Annotated in this window: 22 protein-coding genes; 10 read left to right on the forward strand and 12 right to left on the reverse strand. The window is 70.2% G+C overall.

Annotated elements, in window-relative coordinates; translation table 11 throughout:
* The 6 genes from AN216_RS16050 to AN216_RS16075 all read right to left on the reverse strand — a co-directional run.
* On the reverse strand, nucleotides 1-519 hold a 519-nt coding region (locus AN216_RS16050), incomplete at its 3' end, for an ROK family protein (protein WP_244502491.1).
* Nucleotides 516-1,445 (reverse strand): dihydrodipicolinate synthase family protein, encoded by a 930-nt coding sequence (locus AN216_RS16055; protein ID WP_070197378.1) that lies wholly within the window; start codon nucleotides 1,443-1,445, stop codon nucleotides 516-518. The genes AN216_RS16050 and AN216_RS16055, both read right to left, overlap by 4 nt.
* Complete coding sequence (locus AN216_RS16060) at nucleotides 1,442-2,608, reverse strand: ABC transporter ATP-binding protein (RefSeq protein WP_079166649.1); 1,167 nt, start codon at nucleotides 2,606-2,608, stop codon at nucleotides 1,442-1,444. Before AN216_RS16060 ends, AN216_RS16055 begins: the two co-directional genes overlap by 4 nt.
* Nucleotides 2,605-4,608, reverse strand: a complete 2,004-nt coding sequence (locus tag AN216_RS16065; RefSeq protein ID WP_070197379.1) for a dipeptide/oligopeptide/nickel ABC transporter permease/ATP-binding protein — start codon at nucleotides 4,606-4,608, stop codon at nucleotides 2,605-2,607. The genes AN216_RS16060 and AN216_RS16065 overlap by 4 nt, the downstream gene beginning before the upstream one ends.
* A gap of 1 nt (nucleotide 4,609) precedes the next feature.
* Nucleotides 4,610-5,560 carry an ABC transporter permease gene (locus tag AN216_RS16070; RefSeq protein ID WP_070197380.1) on the reverse strand — a complete coding sequence of 317 codons (951 nt, stop codon included), beginning with the start codon at nucleotides 5,558-5,560 and terminating at the stop codon, nucleotides 4,610-4,612.
* Between the two features lie 38 nt (nucleotides 5,561-5,598).
* Nucleotides 5,599-7,185 carry an ABC transporter substrate-binding protein gene (locus AN216_RS16075; protein WP_070197381.1) on the reverse strand — a complete coding sequence of 529 codons (1,587 nt, stop codon included), beginning with the start codon at nucleotides 7,183-7,185 and terminating at the stop codon, nucleotides 5,599-5,601.
* A 123-nt stretch (nucleotides 7,186-7,308) separates the two neighbouring features.
* On the opposite strand from AN216_RS16075, the gene AN216_RS16080 reads away from it, so the two are divergent.
* The 5 genes from AN216_RS16080 (at nucleotide 7,309) to AN216_RS16100 (ending at nucleotide 12,567) form a co-directional block, all read left to right on the forward strand.
* Complete coding sequence (locus AN216_RS16080; RefSeq protein ID WP_070197382.1) at nucleotides 7,309-8,037, forward strand: FadR/GntR family transcriptional regulator; 729 nt, start codon at nucleotides 7,309-7,311, stop codon at nucleotides 8,035-8,037.
* A 321-nt stretch (nucleotides 8,038-8,358) separates the two neighbouring features.
* Nucleotides 8,359-9,852: a sialidase family protein gene (locus tag AN216_RS16085; RefSeq protein ID WP_139140939.1), complete on the forward strand. Its 1,494-nt coding sequence runs from the start codon at nucleotides 8,359-8,361 to the stop codon at nucleotides 9,850-9,852.
* Nucleotides 9,853-10,001: 149 nt separating this feature from the next.
* Nucleotides 10,002-10,979 carry a sigma-70 family RNA polymerase sigma factor gene (locus AN216_RS16090; protein WP_070197384.1) on the forward strand — a complete coding sequence of 326 codons (978 nt, stop codon included), beginning with the start codon at nucleotides 10,002-10,004 and terminating at the stop codon, nucleotides 10,977-10,979.
* Between the two features lie 67 nt (nucleotides 10,980-11,046).
* Nucleotides 11,047-11,406: an arsenate reductase family protein gene (locus AN216_RS16095; RefSeq protein ID WP_070197423.1), complete on the forward strand. Its 360-nt coding sequence runs from the start codon at nucleotides 11,047-11,049 to the stop codon at nucleotides 11,404-11,406.
* A 108-nt stretch (nucleotides 11,407-11,514) separates the two neighbouring features.
* Nucleotides 11,515-12,567, forward strand: coding sequence for a S66 family peptidase (locus tag AN216_RS16100; protein ID WP_070197385.1), 1,053 nt, complete (start codon nucleotides 11,515-11,517; stop codon nucleotides 12,565-12,567).
* 190 nt (nucleotides 12,568-12,757) lie between these two features.
* Here AN216_RS16100 and AN216_RS16105 read toward each other — a convergent pair whose 3' ends face one another.
* Nucleotides 12,758-13,633: a Gfo/Idh/MocA family protein gene (locus AN216_RS16105; protein ID WP_070197386.1), complete on the reverse strand. Its 876-nt coding sequence runs from the start codon at nucleotides 13,631-13,633 to the stop codon at nucleotides 12,758-12,760.
* On the reverse strand, nucleotides 13,630-14,025 hold the full coding sequence (locus AN216_RS16110; RefSeq protein ID WP_070197387.1) for a 5-carboxymethyl-2-hydroxymuconate Delta-isomerase: 396 nt from the start codon (nucleotides 14,023-14,025) through the stop codon (nucleotides 13,630-13,632). Before AN216_RS16110 ends, AN216_RS16105 begins: the two co-directional genes overlap by 4 nt.
* Nucleotides 14,026-14,440: 415 nt before the next feature.
* Between AN216_RS16110 and AN216_RS16115 the strand changes: the two genes are divergently transcribed.
* The 5 genes from AN216_RS16115 to AN216_RS16135 all read left to right on the forward strand — a co-directional run bounded on the left by AN216_RS16115 (nucleotide 14,441) and on the right by AN216_RS16135 (nucleotide 21,314).
* Nucleotides 14,441-15,730 (forward strand): sensor histidine kinase, encoded by a 1,290-nt coding sequence (locus AN216_RS16115; protein WP_070197424.1) that lies wholly within the window; start codon nucleotides 14,441-14,443, stop codon nucleotides 15,728-15,730.
* 350 nt (nucleotides 15,731-16,080) lie between these two features.
* Nucleotides 16,081-16,902 (forward strand): AfsR/SARP family transcriptional regulator, encoded by an 822-nt coding sequence (locus tag AN216_RS16120; RefSeq protein WP_070197388.1) that lies wholly within the window; start codon nucleotides 16,081-16,083, stop codon nucleotides 16,900-16,902.
* A complete protein-coding gene (locus AN216_RS16125; RefSeq protein ID WP_079166650.1) occupies nucleotides 16,899-19,784 on the forward strand; it encodes a beta-ketoacyl [acyl carrier protein] synthase domain-containing protein in 2,886 nt (961 codons plus the stop codon). The genes AN216_RS16120 and AN216_RS16125 overlap by 4 nt, the downstream gene beginning before the upstream one ends.
* Entirely contained in the window at nucleotides 19,781-20,938 is a 1,158-nt protein-coding gene (gene redW, locus AN216_RS16130) for an L-prolyl-[peptidyl-carrier protein] dehydrogenase (RefSeq protein WP_070197389.1), read from the forward strand. The genes AN216_RS16125 and redW overlap by 4 nt, the downstream gene beginning before the upstream one ends.
* A 58-nt stretch (nucleotides 20,939-20,996) precedes the next feature.
* A complete protein-coding gene (locus AN216_RS16135) occupies nucleotides 20,997-21,314 on the forward strand; it encodes a RedY protein (protein ID WP_070197390.1) in 318 nt (105 codons plus the stop codon).
* Between the two features lie 130 nt (nucleotides 21,315-21,444).
* On the opposite strand, the gene AN216_RS16140 is transcribed toward AN216_RS16135, so the two are convergent.
* The 4 genes from AN216_RS16140 to AN216_RS16155 form a co-directional block, all read right to left on the reverse strand.
* The gene (locus AN216_RS16140) at nucleotides 21,445-22,104 is read right to left on the reverse strand and encodes a response regulator transcription factor (protein WP_070197391.1); all 660 of its coding nucleotides are present in this window, start codon (nucleotides 22,102-22,104) and stop codon (nucleotides 21,445-21,447) included.
* A 596-nt stretch (nucleotides 22,105-22,700) separates the two neighbouring features.
* Nucleotides 22,701-23,996 carry a hypothetical protein gene (locus AN216_RS16145; protein WP_070197392.1) on the reverse strand — a complete coding sequence of 432 codons (1,296 nt, stop codon included), beginning with the start codon at nucleotides 23,994-23,996 and terminating at the stop codon, nucleotides 22,701-22,703.
* The gene (locus tag AN216_RS16150) at nucleotides 23,984-24,697 is read right to left on the reverse strand and encodes a 4'-phosphopantetheinyl transferase family protein (RefSeq protein ID WP_244502492.1); all 714 of its coding nucleotides are present in this window, start codon (nucleotides 24,695-24,697) and stop codon (nucleotides 23,984-23,986) included. Before AN216_RS16150 ends, AN216_RS16145 begins: the two co-directional genes overlap by 13 nt.
* A 67-nt stretch (nucleotides 24,698-24,764) precedes the next feature.
* On the reverse strand, nucleotides 24,765-25,655 hold the full coding sequence (locus AN216_RS16155; RefSeq protein ID WP_070197394.1) for a DUF6206 family protein: 891 nt from the start codon (nucleotides 25,653-25,655) through the stop codon (nucleotides 24,765-24,767).
* Between the last annotated feature and the right edge of the window lie 117 nt (nucleotides 25,656-25,772).

Consider the following 25,772-nt stretch of genomic DNA (forward strand, 5'->3'; position numbering starts at 1 on the left):
GTGGCCGGCGACGGACCGGGCGCCGCGCTGTGGTGCGCCGTCGACCAGCAGCGCCGCCCCGACGCCGGTGCCCACGGCGAGGAACAGCACCGGACTGCGGCCGGCCGCGCCACCCTGCCACGCCTCGCCGAGAGCGTGCGCGCGTACGTCGTTGTCGACGGCGACCGGGAGTCCGGTCCGCTGGCGCAGTTCGGCGGTCAGCCGGGTGCCCGTCCAGCCCGGCAGCGCGTCCGTGGCGGAGAGCACCGTGCCCGTACGAGCGTCGATGGCTCCGGCACCGCCCACCCCGACGGCCCGTACGTCATCCCCCGTCAGCTCGGCCACCGCGGAGGCGACCGCGTCCAGCACCGCGCCGGGCCCCTGGAGCGCCGGTGTGGGGGCACTGACGGAGTGCCGAATCCGGCCGTCCGTACCGACCAGGCCGGCGGCGATCTTGGTACCGCCGAGGTCCACGCCGACGACCGAACCAGTGCTGCCCGCGCCCCCACCGCTGCCGCCGCCCTGTTCGGCACGGGTCACAGCAGGCCCGCCCGTACGAGGTGCGCGCGGACCGTCTCGGTCTCCCGCTCGTCCAGTGGCCGCATGGGCGGGCTGACGACCTGGGTGTCGATGATGCCGCGTAGCATCAGCGCCGTCTTGAAGGAGCCGAGGCCGGCGGCGGTGCCGGACGCCGTGGCGGTGTCGGCGGCCAGCACGATGTCGAACAGCCGGGCCAGCCGGTCCTGTTCGGTCCGGGCGGTCCGCCAGTCGCCGGCCCGGGCGGCGGCGTCCAGCCGGGCGTACCCGTGCGGGTCGACGTTGCCGAGGCCGGGCACGGAGCCGTCCGCGCCGCCCAGCAGCATCGCGTCCACCACCGCCTCGTGGCCGGTGAGCAGCGCGAAGCGGGGCACCTCCGCCCCCGCGAGCGCCAGCCTGCGGAAGCTGACATCGTCCCCGCTGGAGTCCTTGACGCCGGCGAGTACGCCATCGGCCGCGAGGCTGAGCAGTTGGTCCACCGCGAGCTTGCTGTGCACGCACACCGGGATGTCGTAGGCGAGCAGCGGCAGCGGCACGGCGCTCGCGACGGTACGGAAGTGCCGTTCGATCTCGCTCTCGTGCGTGCGGGCGTAGAACGGCGCGGTGGTGACGATGGCGTCCGCACCACGTTTGGCGGCCATCTCGGCCCGCTCGATGACCCGGTTGGTGGTCGGCTCGATCGCGCCGACCAGTACCGGCACCTGGCCGCCCGCGGCGCCCACGATGACGTCGATGACGGCGTCCTGCTGACGGGGCGTGAGGTAGGCCATCTCGCCGGAGCTGCCCAGCGCGAACAGGCCGGTCACACCGCCCTCGAGCAGGAATCCGACCAGTCTCTCCAGAGACTTGGTGTCGAGTTCGCCGTCGGTGGTCAGCGGGGTGACGACCGGCGGAATGACCCCGGAGAAGGAAGGGTTGCGGGGGCTCACTGTGTGCTCCTTGCGGACGTGTCCGGTGTTTCGGTTTCTGGGTTCTCGGGGGTCTCTGGGGTCTCGGCGGTCTCCGGGGTCTCCGGGCCGTGCCCGGACTCGCTCGCCGGGGACGGCGTGCTCCCGGCCGAGGACACCTCGGTACGCGCCCGTCCCCCTCCGGCCGGCGCCTGCTCGGCGCCGTTCTCCGGATGGACGCAGTGCCAGCGGTGCTCCCCGTCACCCTGTCCGTCGCCCTCGCCGCCATCGGCCCCGAGGCTCGCGGCGGGGAACACGGTGGCGCACTCCTCGTCCGCCTTCCAGCAGCGCGTACGGAAGGGACAGCCGCTCGGCGGATTCGTCGCGGAGGGCACGGGCCCCGTGAGGATGATGCGTTCGGTCTTCTCCAGCAGGCTGGGGGTGGCCGAGAGCAGCGCCTGGGTGTACGGGTGCGCGGGCGCGGCGGTCACCCTGGCCGCCGGCCCCTCCTCGACGACGCGGCCGAGGTAGAGCACCGCGAGCCGGTCTGCGAGATAGCGCACGGTCTGGATGTCGTGCGAGATGAACACCATCCCGAGGTCGAGTCGTTCCCGCAGCTCGACGAGCAGGTTGAGGACCTGTGCGCGGACGGACACGTCCAGCGCGCTGGTCGGCTCGTCCGCGACGATCAGCTGCGGTTCCAGGGCGAGCGCGCGTGCGATGGCCACTCGCTGTCGCTGGCCGCCGGAGAGCCGTCCGGGCAGTGAGCGCGCGGTGTGCGGGGGAAGGCCGACGAGGTCGAGCAACTCCTCGACCCGCGCGGTTCGTTCCGCTTCGGTGCCACGACGGTGTACGTCGAGCGGGTCGCGCAGGATACGGCCGACGGGCATCCGGGGATTGAGCGCCGTCGACGGGTCCTGGAAGACCACGCCGACCGAGGAGCCGAACTCGACGCGGCGACGCGCCCGCGGCATGTTCCACAGGTCCTCGCCGCGGAAGCTGACCGAGCCCTCGGTCGGCCGCTGCAGCCCGGTCAGCATCCGGGCCAGCGTGGACTTGCCGCAGCCCGACTCGCCCACCAGGCCGAGGATCTCGCCCCGACGCACCTCCAGGGAGGCCGCGGTCAGCGCGTGCACGGCGGCGTGCCGGAAGAACCCGGTGCCGCGGATGCGATGGCGTACGTGTACCTGGTCCAGCCGGATCATCGGGCGCTCTTCTCCAACGGGGCGGAAACCGCCGGGTGGTGGCAGGCGAAGCTGTGTCCCGCGTCGCGTTCGCCGTGCTCGGGCGGGGTCGTACGGCAGAGTTCGGTGGCCGCGGGGCAGCGAGAGGCGAAGCGGCAGCCCGTGCCGAAGTGTTGGGGCGGTGGGACGATGCCCGGTATCTGGTGCAGTCGCCCCGCGCCGGTCTCCAGCGACACCACGGAGCCGAGCAGCCCGCGGCTGTAGTGGTGTGCCGGGTCGGTGAGGACCGAACGGGTGCCGCCGGTCTCGGATATCTGACCGGCGTACATCACCGCGACCCGGTGTGCGAGATCCCCGACGAGCGCCAGGTCGTGCGAGACCAGCACCATGGCGAAGCCGAGTTCGTCACGCAGTCGGGTCAGCAGTTCCACGATCTGGGCCTGCACGGTGACGTCCAGCGCGGTGGTCGGCTCGTCGGCGATCAGCAACCGCGGGTTGCGGGAGAGCGCCATGGCGATCAGTACGCGCTGCCGCTGGCCGCCGGACAGCTCGTGCGGATAGCTGCGCAGAATCCGATCCGGGGCGAGACCGACCAGTTCCAGCAGTTCGGCCGGGGACTTGTCGCCGCCCCTGGAGGTGAGTTGGCCGAGTTGGCGGCCGATGAGTACCGAGGGGTTCAGGGAGGACAGGGCGTCCTGGTAGACCATCGCGATCTGCGGCCCGAGCAGCTTGCGGCGTTCCTGGGAGCTGAGCGTGAGCAGATCCTTCCCGTCGTAGCGGACGCTGCCGCGCACCTCGGCGTTCTCGGCGAGCAGGCCCATCAAGGCGAGGCTGGTGATGCTCTTGCCACAGCCCGACTCGCCCACCAGGCCGAGGGTCTCGCCTTCGCGTACGGAGAAGGACACGCCGTCCACGACAGGCACGTCGCCGTACCGGTCGGGGAAACGGATGCTCAGGTCGCGGACGGTGAGGAGTTCGGACGCCTCAGCGGACACGGGGGGCACCCGTGGCGAGCTGTCGCGTACGCGCTCGGCGAGTTGACCCAGTGCCTCGTCCACGTCCGTCCGGGCGGGCGCGGTGGTCTTGGCGAGCGGGGGCTGCTGGGCGGCGGTGTTGTCGGTGGCGGTACCGGCGGTCTCGACGGTGCCGGCGATCTCGGCGCCGGTGCCGCCGGGGGAGGCGGAGGCGTCGGACATGCCCTCGGAGAGCACGTTCAGCGCCAGCACCGTGATCAGCAGCGCCAGCCCGGGGAAGACGGAGGCCCACCAGCCGCCGGCCAGCAGGATCTGCCGGCCGTACGACAGCACGCTGCCCCAACTCGGGTCGGGGTCCTGCACGCCGGCGCCGATGAACGACAGTCCGGCCTCGAAGATGATCGCCTCTGCGACCAGCACGGTCGCGAAGACCAGCACCGGCGCGGCGCAGTTGACAGCGACGTGGCGGGCGATGATGTGGCCGCGGCGAGCGCCGATGACCTGTTCCGCGGCGACGTAGTCCTCGCCGTACTGCGCCAGCACGTTGGCCCGTACGACACGGGACAGCGAGGGCACGTAGACCACCGCGATGGTGCAGACGAGCACGGGGACGCTGGTGCCGAACACCGCGACCAGCACCGCCGCGAGCGCGATCGGCGGGAAGGACATCACGACGTCGAGGGAGCGCATCACCGTCTCGTCGGCCCACTTGCGGGAGGTGGCGGCGAGTGAGCCCAGCACCGCGCCCAGCGCGACCGCGACGGCGGTGGCGCCGAGACCGATCACCAGCGAGTAGCGGGCACCGTGCAGGACACGGGAGAACACGTCGCGGCCGAGCCGGTCGGTGCCGAACAGGTGCTCGCTGCCGGGCCCCACCACCGGCTCTCCCGTACGCAGCGGGTCCTGTGCCAGCAGCGGCGCGAACACCGCGCCCAACACGATGAGCAGCAGCACGCCGAGCGCGACGCGGGAGGAGGGGGGCAGGGAGCGGAGGCGGACACCGGGGCGGGACAGCTTCCGGGTCAGGCTGAGGCGGCCAGTGAACATCTCACACCGTCCTGATACGGGGGTTGACCAGCAGGCAGAGCAGGTCGACGACGACATTGACGGCCAGGAAGGTGAGAGCGATGGTGATCACCGTGCCCTGGACGAGACCGGTGTCACTGCCGGTGACGCCTTCGAGGATGAGCTTCCCCATGCCGGGCAGATCGAAGATCGCCTCGATGACCACTGCGCCGCTGAGGAGGTAGCCGACCCGCACGCCCAACACCGTCAGCGGCGTGATCAGGGAGTTGCGCAGGACGGAGCGGATGACCAGTGACTCGGGCAGGCCGTTGCCGCGCGCGGTGCGTACGTAGTCGCGGTCCAGCTCGGCGACCATGGACGTACGGATCAGCCGCGCCAGGGAGGTCGCCAGCGGGATGGCGAGGGAGACGGCGGGCAGCGCCATGGACTTCAGCCAGTCGGAGAACGAGTCCGCCGGGTTGGTGTAGCCGCCGGTGGGCAGCAGATCGATGTTGAGGGAGAACTGCTGGATCAGCAGCACCCCCAGCCAGAACGGCGGGATGGCGACGCCGGCCATCGACAACAGCCGGGTCAGCTGGTCCGGCCAGCGGTCCCGGTAGACGGCACCGGCGATACCGAGGACCAGCGCGAGCACCAACCCGAGGCTCAGGGCCAGCAGGGTCAGTTGGATGGTGAGGGGAAGCGCGGTGACGATCCGGTCGGTGACCGGCTGACCCGGCGGCAGCGTCATGCCGAGATCCCCCTTGAGGAGGTCCGCGACGAACGCGACGTACCGCATCGGCAGCGGATCGTTGAGTCCCTGCTCCTCCTCGAACGCGGCCCGGGCTTCCGGGCTGGCGCTGTCACCGAGGGCGTTGTACGCCGGATCGACCGGCGAGAACTGCATGACCAGGAAGACCAGCAGAGCGATCCCGAGGACCATCACCGGCAGCATCGCGATACGACGCAGCGCGAGCCGGAGGAATGCGACCATCGTGAGTTTCCTTGTGAGTGGTGGGCGGTACGGTCCGGTCAGGCGCGACCCACGCCCAGGAAGGACAGTCCGGTCATGGGCAGCGGCTGGAAGCCGTCCAGTGCCTCGTCGTCCCAGGCGGTGGGTAGTTCGCGGTGGAGGATCGGATAGAGGGGCACCTCGTCTGCGATCAGGTCGGTCACCTGTGCCCAGAGCTTCCTCCGGTGCTTCTCCTCGTCGGACCGGGCGGCCTCGTCGAGCAGCGACCGCACCTTCCGGTCCTGCGGCGAGTCCTTCCAGCGGAACCGCTTCTCGGGCCACACGCCCTCGTAGTACCAGCGGAGCAGCAGGTCGACGTCGTTCCCGAAGACGGACGGGTCACCGGGCGCGATCAGCACGTCGTAGTCGCCCTTGTCGACCTTCGAGTACTGCGCGGCGGACTGCGCGATGTTCAGGGTGGTACGCAGTCCGACCGCGTCCAGGCTCTCCTTGATCACCGGGGCGCTGTCCTTGACCCAGCCGGTGTCGGTGGTCAGGATCTCGATCCGGAGGTTCTCCACGCCGGCCTCGGCGAGTAGTTCGCGGGCCCGGTCCGGGTCGTGCCGGTAGACGGTGGCGGCACGGTGGTAGTCGGCGTGCGCTTCCTGGAGGTAGCCGGTGGCCGCGTTGCCGTTGCCGAGCAGCGCCGTGCCGATGACCTTCTCGGTGTCCAGGGCGTAGTGCAGAGCCTGCCGGACCCGCTTGTCGTCGAAGGGCTGGCGAGCGCAGTTGAACATCATGAAGAGCAGGCCGAAGGTCGAGACCGATTCGATCTCGGCCTTCTTCCCCAGCCCCTTGACGTCGACGTACGGCACGTCCTCGATGGCCTGGATGCGTCCGGAGTACATGGCGCTCACCCGCGCGGACGGGTCGACCATCAGCCGCCAGACCAGGTTGTCGGCCCGGGCCGGGTGTGGTCCGTTGTAGTCCTCGTACTTCGTCATGACGATCTTGTCCTGACGAAGCGCGCGCGTAAGCCGGTACGGTCCGGAGCCGACCGGTTTCGCGTCGAAGCCCTTGGAGTCCGCTTCCACGAGCTTCTTCGGGACGATCTTGGCGACACATATCCGGGACGGGAAGAGGGGGAACTCGTAGCCGAGACTGAACTCCACCGTCCGCTCGTCGACCGAGCGCACCTCGTCGATGAACGGCAGGAACTGCGCGAACAGCGAGGCGCTCGCCGGGTCCAGGATGCGTTCGAAGCTGAACACCACGTCCTCGGAGGTCACCGGCGACCCGTCGTGGAAGGTGGCTCCCTTCCGCAGGGTCGCCCGGTAGGTGGTGGCGTCCACCCGTCGAGGCATGTCGGTGGCCAGTGCCGGACGCGAGGTCATGTCGACCGGGTCGAGGTCGACGAGTCCTTCGAAGATGTGCATGTTCGCGGCGACCGGGGTGGCGCCGGAGGCGAGCATCGGGTCGAATCCGGTGGAGAGGGCGTACGAGATGCCCGCCTCGATGGCGCTGGCGCCCCTGCCCGCGCCACCAGCGGTCGAGGCGGGCCCGCCGCACGCCGCGAGCCCGCCGGTGAGGGTGGTGACGGCACCGAGGGCGCCGACCCCGCGCAGTAGGCTACGGCGGTCGACTCCGCGAGTCGTACAGTCCGACACTGATCCTCCAAGACGGGGTCCGCAGCAGTTTACGAGAGAGTTCAGACGTCAGATGTCTGATGCTTGATAGCGTGTGAACGTAGCTCTCGCAGGGAGAAGGGTCAAGAGGTGGGGAACCAATCCATGCCGGAAATCCGCGGCGGTCGATCACCACTGCGCGAGGAAGTGACCGAAGGCATCAAGCAGTACATCCTGCAGAACAGACTGCGACCAGGAGACTCCCTGCCCACGGAGAGCGCGCTCTGCGAGGCGCTGGGCGCCAGCCGATCCAGCGTGCGCGAGGCGGTCAAGAAGCTGCACGCACTGGACATCGTCGAAGTGCGCCACGGCCACGGCACGTTCGTCGGTCGGCTCAGCCTCTCCGCGCTGGTGGAGAGCCTCACCTTCCGCGGACTGCTCAGCCCCAAGGACGACTTCCAGGTGCTGTCCGACCTGGTGGACGCCCGCGAACTCTTCGAGCGCGGCATGGTCGAGCGGATGACCGAGGACTTCGACCCGGAGTACCTCACCGGGCTGGACCTGCTCGTGGAGGAGATGCACGAGCAGACCGAGAAGGGCACTAACCGCCTCGTGTCCGCCGACCGCGCCTTCCACACCCTGCTCGTGGAGCCGATGGGCAACGAGCTGATCGGTCAACTCTCCCGCGCCTTCTGGGACGTGTACTCGATCGTCGCCCCCCATCTGAACATGATCACGGCCGAGGACGAGGCGGCCACCCTCGCGGCCCACCACCGGATCGTGACGGCGCTCGCCGAGCGGGACCGCGAGGGCTACCTCGCCGCCATCACGGACCACTACGCGCCGGTGCGCCGCCGGATAGCCGCCGCTCGCCGGGAGACATCCGAGAGCTGAGCACGCCCTGCGCCCACGGTCCGTACGCCGCGCGAGTTCGCCTCGCACGCGGGCGTACGGACCGTGGGGACCCCGAGACGGCCCGCGCTCCGGAGCCGGGAGCGCCGGGAGTGCCGACACCACGTCCGCACCCGCACCCCCGCACCCCCGCACCCGAGATCGCGGGGACACACACGGATTCAACACCTCAGGCTGTCCAGACCCTTGACCGGTGGTCAGGGGCTTCTTATCGTTCCTGACCCATAAGACGTCTGACGTCTTCCGTCCGTGTCCCTCTTGGCGGCCGGGGCCGCCCAAGGAGCGTGTAGTCCTGTGAGCTTCATGACCCGAAAAAGAGTCCACGCCTGGCTGGGCGGTGGCGCGACGGTCGCGGTCGTGGTGACCGCCCTGACCTCGACGGCGCAGGCCGACACCCGTGGCCTGTCCGCCCGGGTGAGCGCGGACTGCACGAACGGCAAGCTCCAAGTCATCCTGTCGAACCGGTCCGACGCCGAGCACACCTTCAAGGTGGCCGGGCCGGAGGACGGCACCACGGCGTCGCGTACCCTCGCCGCCGGGGACGCCACCACACTGGAGTGGACCCGGGACCAGGGAAGCGCGTACACCATCAAGGCCACCACCGACAGTGGCTTCAGCAAGTCCGAGTCCGGCGAGCTCGGTTGCGGGCTCGGCGCGAACCAGCCCGGCATGAACACCACCGAACTGTTCAGCACCAAGACCCGGTTCAAGGGCCTCGTCGACGAGAACGGCCAGGAGTACACCGGCACCGCCAAGTCGGTTCGTATCCCCTCCATGGCCGTCACGAACAACGGCACCGTGCTCGCCGCCACCGACGCGCGGGTGGAGAGTTCCGGCGACCTGGGCGGCGACAACAACATCCAGATCGGGCTGCGCCGCAGCACCGACCAGGGAAAGACCTGGAGCGACCCCACCATCGCCGCGCACGGCGAGAACAACTCGATCGGCACCGCCGACAGCAGCCTGCTGGTCGACCGGCAGACGAACCGGGTGTTCCTCTTCTACAACGAGGCGAAGGAGGGAGTGGGTTACTGGACGCCGGAGGAGGGCTCCGGGTCGAACGACAAGGACGATCCGAAGAGCATCCACGTCAAGTACGTCACCAGTGACGACAACGGCGCCTCCTGGAGCGAGCCCCGCGACCTCAACCCGGACGTGAAGGACCCGAAGTGGAAGGGCCTCTTCGCCTCCTCCGGGCACGGCATCCAGACGAGCGGCGGCCGGTTGATCCAGCCGCTGGTCTATCGGAGCGACGCCGGCGGCAACGCGGTCAACATCTACAGCGACGACAACGGCAAGACCTGGAAGACCGGTTCGACCGCCGGGTCGGGCTTCAACGAGCACAAGGCCATCGAGCGCGGCAACGGCGACATCGAGCAGAACATGCGCTCCGACACCGAGTCCAAGCGGTACTACGCCGAGTCCAAGGACGGCAGTAGCGAGTTCAGCGAGCCGTGGGCGAGCTCGTTGATCGACCCGAAGGTCAACGCCGACGAGATCTCCTACCTCCAGCCCGACGCGGAGGGCGTGGACCCGTCGACGAAGGCGCCCCGTCGCACGGGCACCGCGCTGTTCAGCAATCCGGCGAGCACGAGCGCACGCGAGGACCTGACCGTACGCCTGAGCGAGGACGACGGGAGGAGCTACCCGGACTCGGCACTGCTGCGCACCGGCGAGGCCGGCTACTCCACGATGGCGGTGCTCGACGACGGCTCGGTCGGCAACCTCTACGAGCGTGGTAACGACGGCGGCATCTACTTCTCCCGCTTCACGCTCGACTGGCTGCGCGGCTCCTGACACCCCACGCACGGGAACGGGCGGGCGTACACCGGAACCGACCGGTGTACGCCCGTCTTCGCTGGTCACCCGTTTTGTCAGACCCGGCTGCAAGCATGAGGAGTACGAAGGCAGCCACTCCGACTGCTCCTGGCGAGAAGGGCGACAGCATGACAGACACCCAGGTCAGCGAGGACTTCCCGCGGCTGGCCGACCCGTTTCGGCGCGAGCTGCTGGCGCACTGCTATCGCATGCTGGGCTCGGTGCACGACGCAGAGGACCTGGTGCAGGAGACGTATCTGCGTGCCTGGCGGGCGTACGACAAGTTCGAGGGCCGCTCCTCCATGCGTACCTGGCTGCACCGCATCGCCACCAACACCTGCCTGGACGCCCTGGAGAGCCGCGGCAAGCGACCGCTGCCGACGGGACTGGGAGCCCCCAGCGCGGACCCCGCCGAGGACCTCGAGCAGTCGGAGGTCCCCTGGCTGGAGCCCGTGCCGGACGCCATGGTGGGCGCGGACGGCGCCGACCCGGCAGCCATCGTCACCTCACGGGAGAGCGTGCGGCTCGCCTTCATCGCCGTGCTCCAGCACCTGCCGCCCAGACAGCGGGCCGTGCTCCTGCTGCGTGACGTGCTGAAGTGGCGGGCGGCCGAGGTCGCGGAGCTCATGAACACCTCGACCGCCTCCGTGAACAGCGCCCTGCAGCGCGCCCGGGCGCAACTGGGCAGCGCGCGGGCCACCGAAGAGGGCGTGGCCGAGCCGGTGACCGCCGAGCAGCGCGCGCTGCTGGAGCGGTACGTCACCGCCTTCCAGGACAAGGACATCCAGGCCATCGTCGAGCTGTTCACTCAGGACGCCGTCTGGGAGATGCCGCCGTTCACCAGCTGGTATCAGGGGCCGGAGGACATCGGCAGGCTCATATCCACCTGGTGCCCGGTCGCTCCCGGAGACCTGCGGCTGCTGCCGACGGCGATGAACGGCCAGCCGGCGTTCGCGACGTACGCCCGCGGAGAGGACGGCGTCTTCCGGCCGTTCAATCTCATGGTGCTCGCCCTCGCCGGCGCGCGCGTCTCGCACGTGGTGGCGTTCTTCGAGCTGAGCCTCTTCGAGAGGTTCGGCCTGCCCGGGACCGTGCGGGGCGACTGAGCGCTGCGTCGTACTACGGGAAGCGATCCGGACGGGCCGGATCCGCGATCCCGGATAGGCTGTGGACATGGAGATCTGGGTCAATCCCGCATGCTCGAAGTGCCGTGCCGCCACCCGTCTGCTGGACGAGGAGGGCAGCGAGTACACGGTGCGCCGGTACCTCGACGACCCTCCCTCGGAGGAGGAGTTGCGGGCGGTGCTGGACCGACTCGGCCTGGAGCCCTGGGAGATCGTCCGTACCCAGGAGACCGAGGCCAAGGAGCTGGGCCTCAAGGACTGGCCCCGTGAGCCGCAGCACCGCACCCGCTGGATCACGGCACTGGCCCGGCACCCGAAGCTGATCCAGCGGCCGATCATCACCGCGGACGACGGTTCGGCCGTGGTGGCCCGCACCGACGAGGCCGTACGCGACGCCCTGTCCCGCTGACCGCGGACGAGCGAGGGCACGTCGGCGGCGGCGTACCGCCGTCGCGGTAGTGGCCTCCTCGGAGGATAATCACCTGCCGCCCGGACCGGTGCTCCGTACAATCCAGTCATGTCGCCAGGCACACCCGGTTACCCGCCCAAGCCACGCCCCGGCGACCGGATCGCCGTCGTGTCCCCCTCCGGCGGCCTGCCCGAGCTCCTGCCCATGCCGTACGAACTGGGTCTGCGCCGGCTCCGTGAGGAGTTCGCGCTGGAGCCGGTGGAGTACCCGGGCACCCGGAAGCTGCACAGCACGCCAGCGGAGCGAGCGGCCGACCTGCACGCCGCGTTCGCCGACCCGAGCGTCCGGGCGGTGATCGCCAGCATCGGCGGGGACGACCAGATCACGCTGCTGCCGTGGCTGGACGAGGAGATCATCCGGGCCGATCCCAAGCCGTTCTTCGGATACAGCGACTGCACCAACCTGCTGTCCTGGCTCAGCGCTTCGGCTGGCGTCGTCGGCTGGCACGGTGGCACCGTCATGGTGGAGTTCGGCAGGCCACAGGCCATGCACCCGACCACCAGGGACTCGCTGCACGCCGCGCTCTTCTCCTCCGGTGACTACGAACTGACGGAATCCCGTTCGTACGGCGATGTGACCCGCCCCTGGGACGATCCGGCGTCCTTCGAGCAGGAGCCCCTGCTCGAGCCCTGCGAGGGCTGGCACTGGCACCGCCCCGACCAGGTGGTGGAGGGCACGAGCTGGGGCGGCTGCCTGGAGATCGTGTCCTGGCTCCTGATGGCCGACCGGACCATCCGCCCGGTCGAGGAGTACGCCGGCCAGATCCTCTTCCTGGAGACCTCCGAGGAACTGATCCGGCCCAGCGACGTCTACCGCATCCTGCGGAACATGGGCGAACGCGGCCTGCTGCGCCAGTTCCCCGCCCTGCTCATGGGCCGCGCCAAGACCACCCGGGTCTTCGACCCACGCACCGACGACCAACGCGACACCTACCGGCGGGAGCAGCGCGCGGCGGTTCTTCGGGCGCTGGAGGAGTACGCCCCGGACACCATGGCGGTGTTCGACGTGGATCTGGGGCACACCGATCCGCAACAGGTCATCCCGTACGGCGGCACGGTGCGGGTGAATGGCCCCGAACGCCGTATCACGGTCCGGTACTGAACCCGCGCGGCCCCGTCGTTCGGGTCGGCCGCGGGGATCACTCTGGTGACGCTTGCCCGGCACGCGCATCCGCCGCGTCGTCGTCTCAACACGCAGCGCCGCCGCACTCGTTCCCCTCGGCCGCCGGCCTGGAGAGACCCCAACACCAAACCCGCTCCCCGATCCACGAAGTCCGAACGACACGACCTCGCTAGGACAACTGCTCGGCCGCCCGTGTCAGGACGTCGGTCACCTCCGCCCCGAAGCGCACGTCGCACTCGTGTGCCCGTCCCGTTCGCACCGCCTCCAGCAGCGCGTCGATGGCCCGCCCGAAGGCGTCCGCCGGTTCCTCCTCACGCAGCGGCAGCGTCGCCACCCCGGGTGCGCCGCGTACCTCTGCGGAGACCCCCGCGGCCTGCGGCGGAACGGTGTGGCTGACGGTGACGGTGCTGGCCGCGCCGCCCTCGTGCCGCAGCGCCAACTGGACGGTGTCCCCCGGCCCGGCCGTGGCCCGCACCTGGCTGACCTCCCCCAGCAGCGGCAGCAGCACGGACAGCGCGTGCGGCCCGACGTCCCAGAGCGCGCCCTTCTCCCTTCGCCAGGGCGAGTCGCCGTACGGGGTGTCGCCCCCGCCGAACACCGGCGACAGCCAGTCCGCCCGGCCCAGCAGCCACTCGCCGTCCTGCCGCTGGCGGCGTATCCAGGAGCCGGTCGGCTCGCTGAAGTGCAGCGTGAAGAAGACCACCGAGGCGATCCCGACGCGCTCCGCGGACGTGCGGACCTGCTCCGCGCCCGCCCGGGTGGTCGCGAGCGGCTTGTCGAGGAGCAGGTGGCAGCCGGATTCCGCCGCCTGCACCGCCAGCGGCGCCTGTACGTCGGGGGGAAGGGCGATCGCCACGGCGTCGCAGTCCGACAGCAGCTCGGTGACCTCCCCGTACGGCCGGCACCCCAGGTCCGTCGCCAGTTCCCGCGCCGCCTCCGGGCGCCGGCCCCACACCCCCACCAGTTCCGCCTCCGGGTGCGTGCGCAGCGCGGGCCCGTGCGTACGAGCCGCCCACGGGCCGCTGCCCAGCAGTCCGACCCTCATGCGCCCACCGTCCTCGGCTCCGGCTCCGCGGGGCCCTCCGTATGGCTCGAGTAGCAGCCGCGGTCCAGATCGGTGACGTCCACGGAGGTGTGCAGAGCCCGCCCCGGCGCCGTGCCGACGTAGGAGCGCAGCAGTTGGAGCACTGCCCGGGAGAGGCCCTCCTTGATCTCCGGGGTGCGTCCGGAAAGCAGGGCGACCTGGACGTGCACCATCGCGATGTCGCTCTCCCCGTCGGCGATCACGCACTCGTCCGCTCTGCGGAACTGCGTCTTGCAGGTGTGCGGAGTGCCCTCCACGGTCTGGGCGATCAACGGGTGCAGGGCCCGGCCGAAGCCGCGGCGGTCGAAGGTGTCGGCGAGTACATCGGAGTAGTCGACGGTGATGTGCGGCATGGGGGCAGGGTAAACCGAACCGTCCTGTCGTCCCCGGAGCAGTCCGCCCGAGGGTTCGAGGCGTACGGACGCGATGGGGTCGTACGGTGGGCCGAGCGCCGGCGTGCGCGCCGGATCACGGGGCGCGGGTCACCGGGGTACGGAACCTCGGACCGGACGGGTCCGCGCGATCCGGGCGAGCGGTTAGCTTGTCACCTTCGCGCGGCTGGGGGTCGGCACGGGAACGCTCCGGGGAACAGCGCCGGGGACGACGCCCAGGTCGGAGGTCGCGGTGGGGCCAGGTACACCCCGTTCGGGGTGCCGATCCCCCTGGGCCGGCTCGGCAGCCCGCGCGAGACTGGGCCTGAGCCCGGGTGCGCGTCAAGGCACGACGGGTCGTGGTGGAGAAGGAGCGGTTCAGGTGAGCAAGGTGGACATGTCGACCCGTTGGCGACCGCTGGTCCGCGACTCGCTGCTGGCCGGCGCCCGCGGTCTGGCGCTGTGCCTGCTGTCGATCGGCGCCTCGCTCGCGCTGTTCGTCCTCAGCGTGCTGTCCATGCTGCTGATCCTGCTCGGGGTGGGCGTGTTCACCACCCCGCTGGTGATGACCTGGGTACGTATGCACGCCAACCAGCGGCGCCTGCTGGCCGCCCAGTGGTCGGGCGTCTCCATCCCACCGCCCTACCGTCCGCTGCCTCGGGACCTGCGGCCGGGTGTGACCGGCATGGTGGAGCGTACGACCGTGTTGATCAAGGACCCGGCCACCTGGCGGGACATCCTGTGGCTGCTCGTCGACGCGATCGCCGGATTCGTCACCGCGCTGCTCGCGCTGGCCCCGCTGGTTTACGGCCTGGAGGGTCTCCTCATCATGGCGGGCCTGTGGGTACCGCTGAGCGGCGGCTACTGGTACGCGGTCGTCCCGGTGGACGGTTTCGGCAGTGCCCTGCTGTGCGGGCTGTTCGGCGTGCTGTTCCTAAGCCTCGGTCTCGCCGCCAACCGCTATCCGTTGCAGGCGCACTTCCTGATGGCCAAGAGCCTGCTCGCGCCCACCCGCGGCGCGCAGCTCTCCCAACGGGTGGAGCAGTTGTACGAGACGCGGCACGACGCCGTCGACTCCTCCGCGGCCGAACTGCGGCGGATCGAACGGGACCTGCACGACGGGGCACAGGCGCGTCTGGTCGCCATGGGCATGAGCCTGGGCACCGTCGAGTCGCTGATCGAGAAGGACCCGGCCAAGGCCAAGGAGGTGCTGGCGCACGCCCGTTCCGCCTCCGCGGAGGCGCTGACCGAGCTCCGCGACCTCGTACGCGGCATCCACCCGCCGGTGCTGGCCGAGCGCGGCCTGGGGGACGCCACCAGGGCGTTGGCCCTGCGGATGCAGGTGCCCGTCGAGGTGGACGTGGAGCTGCCCGGGAGGTTCGAGGAGCCCGTGGAGTCGGCGGCGTACTTCTCGGTGAGCGAGGTGTTGACGAACGCGGCCAAGCACTCCGACGCGACCCAGGTCTGGCTGGACATCCACTACAGCAAGGCGGCCGGCGGCATGCTGCGCATCGCGGTCACCGACAACGGCAACGGCGGCGCCTCCCTCCACAAGGGCAGCGGCATGCGCGGGATCGAGCGCCGACTCGGCGCGCTGGACGGGGTCCTCGCGGTCAGCAGTCCCTCGGGCGGGCCCACGCTGGTGACGATGGAGATCCCGTGCGAGGTAAGCCGCGCCCGCGGCTGAGTCGTATGGCGGGCGTACGCGTACGACCGTGCCCGTACGGGACCGGGGGCGAGGACCTCCACGAAGCGCTGGCATATCAGGCGTAAACCCCATCTTCTGTTTAGGGCAGAACCAGCAGGATGACCGATGACGCTCCGGTCCACGACGGCGAGAATGACTACCAAGCGGAACGGAGCCGCTCCGGAGAGCGGTCACGGGGCACGAAACGAAGGCGCGCGTCAGCACCGGTGGGAGCCCGACCCACGGCTGCCGCGCCTTCCGGGGGGGGTCGTCCGACGCGTCCTTCAGGCTCTCTCCGGGGGCCGACCGTGCCCGACTGCGTCAACCGTCTAGGCACACTGGGAGCTTCTGTGCAGATCGACATCCTCGGGTCGGTGACCGTCACGGTGGGGGAACAGACCCGGGAAGTGCGTGCCGCCAAGGTCCGCACCATGCTCGCCACGCTCGCCCTGGAGGCTCGGCGCGCGATCTCCTGTCCCGAACTGGCCGACGAGCTCTGGGCTGACCACGAGATCAGCAACACCGCGAACGCCCTGCAAGCGCACGCGACCCGGGTGCGAAAGGTGCTGGACGGGCCCAGCCGTACGAGAAGCGCCTCGTTGCTGCGCTCGGTGCCGGGCGGATACCTCCTGGACATCCCCGCGGACCGGGTGGACAGCCACCGGTTCCTGCAACTCGCCTCCGACGGCGCCGCCGCGTTGACGGCCAACCCGGAACGCGCACGCGTGCTCTTCGAGTCGGCCCTGGGCATCTGGCGCGGCCCCGCCCTGCTCGACGCGGGGGACGGGCTCCGGTGCCGTAGCGCCGCCACTCTGTTCGAGGAACGCCGGCTGACCGTACGGGAGTTACTCGCCAGCGCCCGGCTGGCACTCGGCGACGAGGCGCGCGCCATCGCGGAGTTGCAGCGCCTGGTGGCCCAACACCCGCTGAGCGAGCGGTTCTGCGAGCTTCTGATGCTGGCCCTGTACCGCGCCGGGCGGCAGAGCGACGCGCTCTACCTCTTCCGGAGCACGCAGCGGCGACTGGACGAGGAGCTCGGCGTCCGCCCCGGAGACTCGCTACAACGCCGGTACAGCGAGATCCTCACACAGGACCCCGCGCTCGTACGATCCGACGCGCTCTGGGCCCGTCACCGCCCATCCGGCCGCGACGGGCTTGTGGCGATCCGATGAGAGACGCCGTCACGTCGGACGAGGAGACCCCGGAGAACCAACCGCCTCCCACGCCGCAGGGCCCTCCGGAGCCCATCGCCATCGTCGGTGTCGCCGCGCTCTACCCCGGGGCCCACACCGTGGGCGACTACTGGCGACTACTCACCGACGAAGCCCGCCTCCCTCCTACGGACCAACCGCCGAGCACCCGCGGGCTCGACGATCTTGAGGTCGACCTCGCCTCGTTCGGCATCCCGCCTGCGCAGGCCCGATCGATCGCCCGGATGCAGCTGCTGATGCTGGAGGGAGCCCGTCGGTGCCTGGCGGACGCGGGACACCCGGAGCGCCCGCTGCCGACGGACCGTACGGACGTCGTCGTGGGGACCTGCTTCGGCTTGGACCGGCAGTACGCCAACGCCCTTCGTATCGAGGGCGCTCGATACGCCCGGCACCTGGCGGAGGTGGCGGCGGCGCACGAGTTCGGCGGCTGCTCGGAAGCGGACGCCGCGGAGGCCGCTCACGAGTTCCGCGCGGAGCTACGCCGTCGCCTGGGAGCCTCGCCCCACGACCGGGTCGGCGAGATGGCGAGCACGATTCCCGCACGTATCGCGACAGCCTGCAAGCTGCGCGGTCGCACCCTCGCCCTCGAGTCCCAGGACGCGACGTCCTACCTCGGTGTCGCACACGCCATCGACAGCCTGCGCGGCCGGCTGTCCGACGCCGTGCTGGTGCTCGCCGGCCAGCAGGAGGAGGGGCCCTTTCTCGGTCACGCGCTGGCCGGCAAGGGCCTCTCGGCGGCCGAGACCCGCCCCTTCGACCCGGACGGGACTGGCTTCTCGCTGGGAGCCGGTGTCGGTGGCCTCCTGCTCAAGCGACTGTCCACGGCGGTCCGGGACGGAGACCGGATCTACGCGACGGTGCTGGACGGCTCCCTGGGCCATGACGCGCGGCCGGGCGTCTTCCGATACTCGACATCCGCCGCCCGCCGCCACGAGGTGGCCGCCGAGGCCTACGCCAGGTCGGGCGTCGCGGCGTCCTCCGTACGGTATGTCGAGTGCGCCGGCCACGGAGTCGGTCCGGACGCCCGTGCCGAACTCGAGGCCCTCTCGACGCTGTTCACCGATCCGGACAGCGCCGCGGAGCAGTCCCCGCCGGTGGTGCTGGGCAGCGCACGCGACCGACTCGGGCACACCTTCGCCAACGCCGGCCTGGCGAGCGTCAGCAAGGTCGCCCTGGCGCTGCATCACCGGACGCTGCCCCCGCACCGCGATACCGGCGGAGGACCGCGGACGGCCCTGTCCGGCACGCCGTTTCGGCTCGCCCGGCACGTCGAGCCCTGGCCAGACCCCGAGGACGGGGCTCCGCGACGGGCCGCGGTGAGCGGTTCCTCACTGACCGGCACGCTCTGCCATCTCGTGCTCCAGGAGCACGCCCCCACACTCGGGTCCACGGTGCGCAGCGGCGCGGCTGTCCGTACGGTGGCGGGGCGTACCGCGTCCCGCGAACCGATCGCCATCGTCGGGTACGGCGGCAGCTTCGCCGACTCCACGGACGCGGACGGCTTCTGGACAGCCATGCTGTCGGGCCGGGACCGGATCGGCCCGCTTCCTGAGGTAATCCTCGATCGACGGCTCTACCACTCGCCCGGGCAACTGAGCCCGGACCGGAGCTACACCGACCTGGGCGCACCCGTGCGGGTGCCGACCCGGCCCCCCGAGGGGTTGCGCGTCACCCCCCGGCGCTACGCCGCGATGGACCCGGCCCAGCGGCTGGGACTGATGGTGGCGGAGGAGATGTTCACGCGCCGCGGCACCGCCGCGGGGCCGCTCACCGGTCCGGGTGTGGTCGCCGTCGGGAGCAACCTCGGCCTCACCCGGGAACGCCGTCTCAACGCCGGACTCTGCCGCGACACCCTCGAGGCCACGGTCCGGGAGACGGCTGTCTTCGCCAAGCTCTCCGCCGGCGGCATGGACCCGGACGCACTGCTCAAACTCGTCCGCGAGCGCTTCGGCGACCCGGAGAGCGCCGACTCTCCCTCCGCGCTGGACGGCGCGCTCGCCAGTGGCGTGCCAGCCCTGATCGCCAACGAGCACCGACTGGCGGCGGTACCAGTCGCCGTGGAGGCGGCATGTGCCTCCACCCTGGCCGCCATCGATCTCGCTGTCAGTCGCCTCCGCTCGGGCAGCGTGCGTTACGCCATCGCCGGAGGCGTGGAACTCCCGTGCAATGCGCGGGACATGGCGCTGTGCTCGGCGCTGGGCCTGCTGTCCCACGACCGCATCACCCCGTTCGACACGGAAGCCGACGGATTCACCCCGGGCGACGGCTGCTCGCTCTTCCTCCTGAAGCGATACGCGGACGCCCGTCGGGACGGGGAGCCGATCTACGGTCTGTTGCGCGGCGTGGGCGCCTCCAACGACGCCAAGTCACTCATCGCCCCGGACGCCTCCGGCCAGGCACGGGCCATGCGGCGGAGCTTCGAACAGGTCGACTTCGGCCCGGCGGCGGTCGACTACCTGGAGGCGCACGGCACCGGCACCCGGGTCGGGGACCGTGTGGAGATCGACGCGACCTCCCAGGTCTACGCCGATCACGAGCGGGATCGTCCGCTGGAGATCGGCTCGGCCAAGTCCTTCGTCGGTCACACCTTCGCCGCGGCGGGCGGCGCCGGACTGCTTCGCGCCCTGCTCGCCCTACGTACGGGAACCATTCCGCCCAACGCCAACCTGCGTACGGTCAACCCCCAACTCCACCTGGCCGGTATCCCGGCGCGGATCTCCACCGAGGGCAGGGAGTGGGAAAGGGCGGACGGCCGGCCACGTCGGGCCGCCGTCAGCTCTTTCGGCACCGGCGGCATCAACTACCACCTGCTCGTCGAGGAACCCATGGACGGAGCACGATGAACTTCGACCTGCCCGAGGAGACCCGCGAGATGTGCGACATGGTCGTGCGGTTCGCCTCTCGCGATCTCCAGACTTCCGACACCTTCGACGCGGACGACTTCCGGCGTCGTTGGCAACTCGCCGGCAAACAGGGGATCGTCGGTGCCAGCGTCCCCAGCGCCTACGGCGGCAGCGGGCTGGACGCCGTCGCCACGGCCGCCGTCATGGAGGCACTCGGCTACGGCTGCCGGGACACCGGTTTCGCCTTCTCCGCGGCCGCCCACCTGTTCGCGGCCGTCATGCCGATCGTCGAGTTCGGCACCGAGGAGCAGAAGCACCGCCTGCTGCCGGGCCTGTCCTCGGGGGAGCACATCGCCGCGCATTGCGTCACCGAACCGGAGGCCGGCTCGAACGCTCTCCAGCTCCAGACCCGTGCCACCCGTAGCGGCGAGCACTACCTGCTGAACGGCTCCAAGTGCTTCACCACGAACGCACCCGTCGCCGACGTGTTCGTGGTGCAGGCCGCGACCACACCCGGTGGCGGCTTCTTCGGACTCACCACCTTCCTCGTGGCGGCCGGCACTCCGGGGCTGACGGTGGGCCAGCGATACGACAAGCTCGGCCTGCGCGGCTCGCCGATGGCGGACGTGTACTTCGACCAGTGCGCCGTCCCGGTCACCGACGTCCTCGACGGGGAGGGCTCCGGCGCGGGCATCTTCGCGACCTCGATGCGCTGGGAGCGCACCTGTCTGTTCGCGGCGTACCTCGGCGCGATGAAACGGGTGCTGGACTCGACGATCGACCATGTGCGCCAGCGGGAGCAGTTCGGCACGCCCATCGGCGGCTTCCAGTCCGTCAGCCACCGAGTCGTCGACATGATGGCGCGTCACGAGTCGGCACGTCTCATGCTCTACAAGGCGGCACAGGGCCTGGCTGACGGACGCGACGACGAGATCGGGCCCGCGCTCGCGAAGATCATGGTCAGCGAGGCCGCGGTCCAGCTCGGTCTCGACGCCGTCCAACTACGGGGCGCGCTGGGCGTCCTCGGCGGCGAGGCCGAGACGCTGCTGCGCGACGCGGTGCCCTCACGCATTCTCTCCGGCACCAACGAGATTCAGAAGAACAACGCCGCGAGGGCTCTGGGACTGGGTTCCCGGGCCGCCGCCCGGCGCTGACCGCCGCTGACCGCCGCTGACCGCCGCTGACCGCCGCTGACTGAGGATTCGAGGACCCATGGACGTCGTTGTGCATCGCATCCGGCTACACGAGAGTACGGACCCCGCCCGTTTCGAGCAGTGGGTGCGGGACGTGGACTACGCCACCTGCCCGGACATTCCCAGCATCCGGGCATTCGGCGTCCATCGGGTATCCACCGAGGCCGCCGCACCGTTTCACTATTTCGAGGTCATCTCGTTGACGAGCGCTGACGAATTCGCCAGGGACATGAAGACGGAGGCTTTCCGTGGGTTGGAGGCGGAGTTCGACAGCATGGCTTCGGTGATTGACGAGGTCGCCGGCACGCGTGTCGAACCGGGATACTCGGCGATCTGATGTCCGCCCGGCGGTGCCGGAGGTCGTCGATGGCGCCGATCAGCGTGTCACCGACGACCTCCGGCACGGCGGATTTCCGTTCACCTGCTCGATACGGCACCCCCGCGGACGGCTCCGGACGCGATTCGCTTCACGACCGTCCGAGCACTGTCCCCATATCCCCGACAAGCCGCGACTTGTAGGCGATAGCGACGGCCTGGGCTCGGGAACCGGCGCCAAGCTTACGCAGAATATGGTGCACATGAGTGCGGACCGTCGCGTTCGATATGGAGAGCTCCCGCGCGATCTCCGCGTTCGATCTGCCCTCGGCGAGGAGGAGCAGCACCTCGGCCTCGCGACCGGTGAGCGTGTCCGCCGCGGACCGGCCGCGTGCGGACGCCGAGGGACTCGGGAACTGCCCCAGACACCCCCGGGCGATCTCCGGCACGACCATCACGTCGACCCGGACGACCGTTCTGATGATGTGCACCAGTTCCTCGACGGAACTCTCCACCGACAGCACGGCACGGACGCCCACCTGCAACGCCTCGAACGCCCGCTGAACGCTCTCGCAGGTGGCGAGGAGCACGACCTTGGTGTGCCGGGCCAGCTCGGCGAGCTCGTCCTTGTCGTCAATGGTGAGGACCGGAGCGACCACCAGAAGGACGTCGGGTGCGGTCTCCAGGGTGATCGAGAGGGCCTCCCTCGCGGAGGACTCGACGCGTATGTCCGAGTCGTACTGTCGCAGCAGCGCGCTCACGCCCGCGGCCATGATCGCCTTGTCGCTGCACACGAGAATATGGAGGCTCATGACGGGCTCCGACGGAGCACAGCCGCCCGAAGGGCCGCGACACCGGCCGCCGCGTGGAGATCGGAATCACGACGAAGGACCACCCAGAACCCCGACTTCACCACCAAGATTTCACAACCCAGCCACATAGCGACGAGGAGAACAGAACACGTCGGCGGTCCACCAATTCATCCCCCCAAACACCCACGACGGGGCGTGGGTCCGCATCAGAACATCATCGCGTCTGAATCGACTGGCGCCCAGGCAGCAGCCATCGCTTGCCCATAGCACATTCTGAACTCTCCCCGCACGGAAAACGACCGAAGCAACCACGACCGTCTTCCGCAGCCACTTCGCCAGAACCTCAGAATTCCCACCTGATACGCACGGCCAGACAACTGAGCAGCCATCAATTCACAGTCACCGGAAGCGTAACACACACTCTCCATTATTGCGCGTGTACACAACGTGCTCGAAGACTGCGATAGAGTTCACCCACGCACGCGAACTGGCGAGTAGCGTTACCGCCAAGTACTCGTGAGTCTGGCATTCGATTTCCGCTATTCATGGTACGAACAAGGAACTCCGCCGGGTCATTGATAGCCGCTCGGTCCCTCTTACCCCCGCCGAATCGGCCCCACGGAACCGGAGCCCGAGTCCGCGTCCGTGCCCACCGTTCGGTAGCCGCCACCGGATCTGCGCGGCGAGGGCAGGGCGGTCCGGAGAGGGCGGCCGAGACGGGCGAGGAAGAACGTCCGACCCGGCAGTTCCAGCTCCCTCTGCACGGCCCGGCGCAGGTCCTCGTGTTGCAGCACGATACTGAGCGGGTGCAGGACGAGCCCGGCGCGAGTGACCGCCAACCAGTAGTCGGCCAGGCGCTCCCCGCCACGCAGCGCGTCGTCCAGTCCAGGCAGCTTCGCAGCCATCCCCAGCGCGACAAGAGCCGGGCTGCGCCGTGCCGTTGTGGCGAGCCCGATCGCGAGAAAGCGGTGGAAGCCCACCAGGCACAGCAGCCTCATGACCGGCGGCCACAACACCAGCCGGGCGCCCAGGCGGAACGGGCCGCGCATCGGCCCGAAGAGATGGGTCAGGGTGAACCCGTCCGCTCGGGCACGCTCCTCCCGTTCGCTGAAGCGGAGGTACGAGTGGGTCTCCCGCCACGCGTCGCGGTTCTTGAAGTCCCGGCCAGCGTGTCGCGCGAGGAAGGAGACGAAACGCTCCCTTTCCCGCGCGCCCGTCAGGTGTCGTGTCGTCACCGCCGTCCGCGGATCGCCCTGGTTGACCCGTCCTGGCAGTTGGTCCTGTCCTGTCGGCCCGGTCCGTTCGGCCAGTTCAGCCAGCAGCCCGGGCTCCAGCGGAGCGCTGTCGTACGGGTAGCGGTTGGTGTGACGCCCGCGGGCGAGCGTGAGCAGTTCCGTCGGGTCCTCCCCGGAAGCCGGGCCCCTCGCCAGCCGCGCCACGCTCAGCGGCGTCCAATGTTCCGGCCACCGCGGCCCGAACTCCGGCCGATCGCCGTCCTCCACCGTATGGACGTGCGTCGCCACCCAACCGCGCGCCGCGAGGGACCGCAGCAGCATGCGCCAGTACGCGCCGCAACTCACGTGCATCTCCACCGTGTGCGCCGCGAGGGAGTCCAGTTCGCGTCGGCGGTCCAGGGCGAGCACCAGGTACTCGGCCTCCGTGCCGGCCTCCACGTCGGCTTCCGTGCCGAGCCAGGCGTGTGCCACCTCTCGGGCGTCACCGGCGAGACGCGCCAACGCCCACGGCTGGCAGTTGTGTGACGAGGGGGCGAGCACAGCGCAGTCCACCGCCGCGTCCAACGCGGTCGCGAAGGCCGCCCGAGCCGTCCGTGCCTCGTTCTCGCGCTCCATCCGTTCCTCCCACACGATGTGTTCGGTGTTCAGTACTGCCACACGAGAGCGAGCGAGTATCCGTCGACCCTGCCCGCCCAAGTCGTCAGCGGGCGATACCCGTCGGCCGGCGCCTGCCGGAGCAGTTCGGGCCCGGCACGCCAGTGGAAGCGTCCGTCCGGTTCCCAACGGGTGAGTACGACCTCCCGGACGTTCACGCGTAAGCCCACGGCGTAGTGCTTGAGCACCGCTTCCCGGCAGGCCCAGCGCAGTGCCTCCGGCATCGACGCCAGCCGCCGGACGCCGGAATGCCAGGAGGAGGGGTCGCCGTCCCCGTCGAGCAGTTCGCGCACCAACGGCGGCAGCTCCGTACGGTGTTCCACGTCGACGCCGATGGCGTGCGGCCCGCAGGCCGCGACGGCAAAGTCGCCCGAGTGCGAGAGTCCGACCTCGACCGGCACGTCCACGACCGGCTTGCCGGACCGCATGCCGGCGACGAGGCGATCGACCCGCACCTCGCGGGTGGCGGCGGTCACGCCCCGGTGCCTTCGCTGGTGGGCGGTCACGCAGTGCTTGATGGCGAACCGTCCGGCGAGCCACTCGTCCCGCCGTCTGCGTACGGGCAGCGCGGTGGCGTACGCGGCCTCCTGCGGCGACAGGTGCCGGCGCTCCAGGCCGGCCCGCGTCGCGTCACTCTGCTTCCGCAGCCAGGCGATGGACACGACCGCGAGGGTGAGCCGCTCGGTGAGATGCCGAACGGTCAACGGACGGGCGGTATTCAGCCGGACCGGCGGCTCTCCGCTGGTCGGCGCGAACCGTCCCGGCGGGCAGTCAGCGATCGACATCGGGCGGCAACAGAAACGGATACGGGCGCCGTCGGATGCCGCGGTGCCAGTACCGGTCGGCCTTCCGCAACCGCTGGATCAGCTCCCACATGCGCGCGTCGTCCCGGTAGTACGCGGCCACCTCGCCGACGGTGAGCGCGGGATTCACACGCGCGGCAGCCTGGTCGAGAAAGCCCGGGACGAGTTTCTCCAGGCGCTCCTTGTGCAGGTTCCCCAGGAAGTCGAGCAACACGCCGCGGGTCGAGTAGAACTTGTCGAAGATCGATCTCGTCATCGACAGCCGCACCACGTCACGTAGTGCCCACGGCAGCGAGCTGAAGAACAGCCGCACGTCGAGCCGTTCCCGCCCCCGCTCGTCCCGCAGCATCGGCGTGGTCACGTCCAGATAGACCAACTCGCCGTCCAAGTCCACCCAGTTGGCTGCCTGGCCGTCGATGCCCAGACACGGGCCGACCGCACCGTCCACGACAGCGAGGAGCCGACCGAAGAACTGCTCGGCCCACGCGTCGCCCTCGGTGTGCAGCAGTCGTGAGCAGAGCCGGTCCGCGGGCAGGGCTCGCTGCACGCAGTAGGCCACGACCTTCCCGGAGGGCAGCGGCATGGTCCACAGTACGGTCGGGGCGACCCGTACCCCGGCGTCCGCCAGCCTCGTGAGGTACTCCTCCAGCGACCGTGCGTACCGGGCGAAGCGCTCCCGTGTGGGAAAGACCGGCAGCCGTTTGCACGCGAAGGACCCCGTCTCGGTGTCCAGGCGCAGTACGAGCGTGACCTCGCCGTAGCCGAGGACGGTCAGCTCTCGGTCGTCGGCTGTGCGCAGTGCCGCCCGCACCTGCTCCTCCAGGGCTGCCAGCTCGGGTTCGGGGACGGTGAACGTCATGGGGAGTCGTCGCCTGCTTCCTTCGGTACGGGTGCTGTCGGCGCCCACGGCCGGAGCCACCGCCGCAGGTGCCACCGGTAGCGCAGCGATGGCGGACGCTGACGGTGCGCCAAGCCG

The organism is Streptomyces oceani (assembly GCF_001751245.1).
Lineage (GTDB): Bacteria > Actinomycetota > Actinomycetes > Streptomycetales > Streptomycetaceae > Streptomyces > Streptomyces oceani.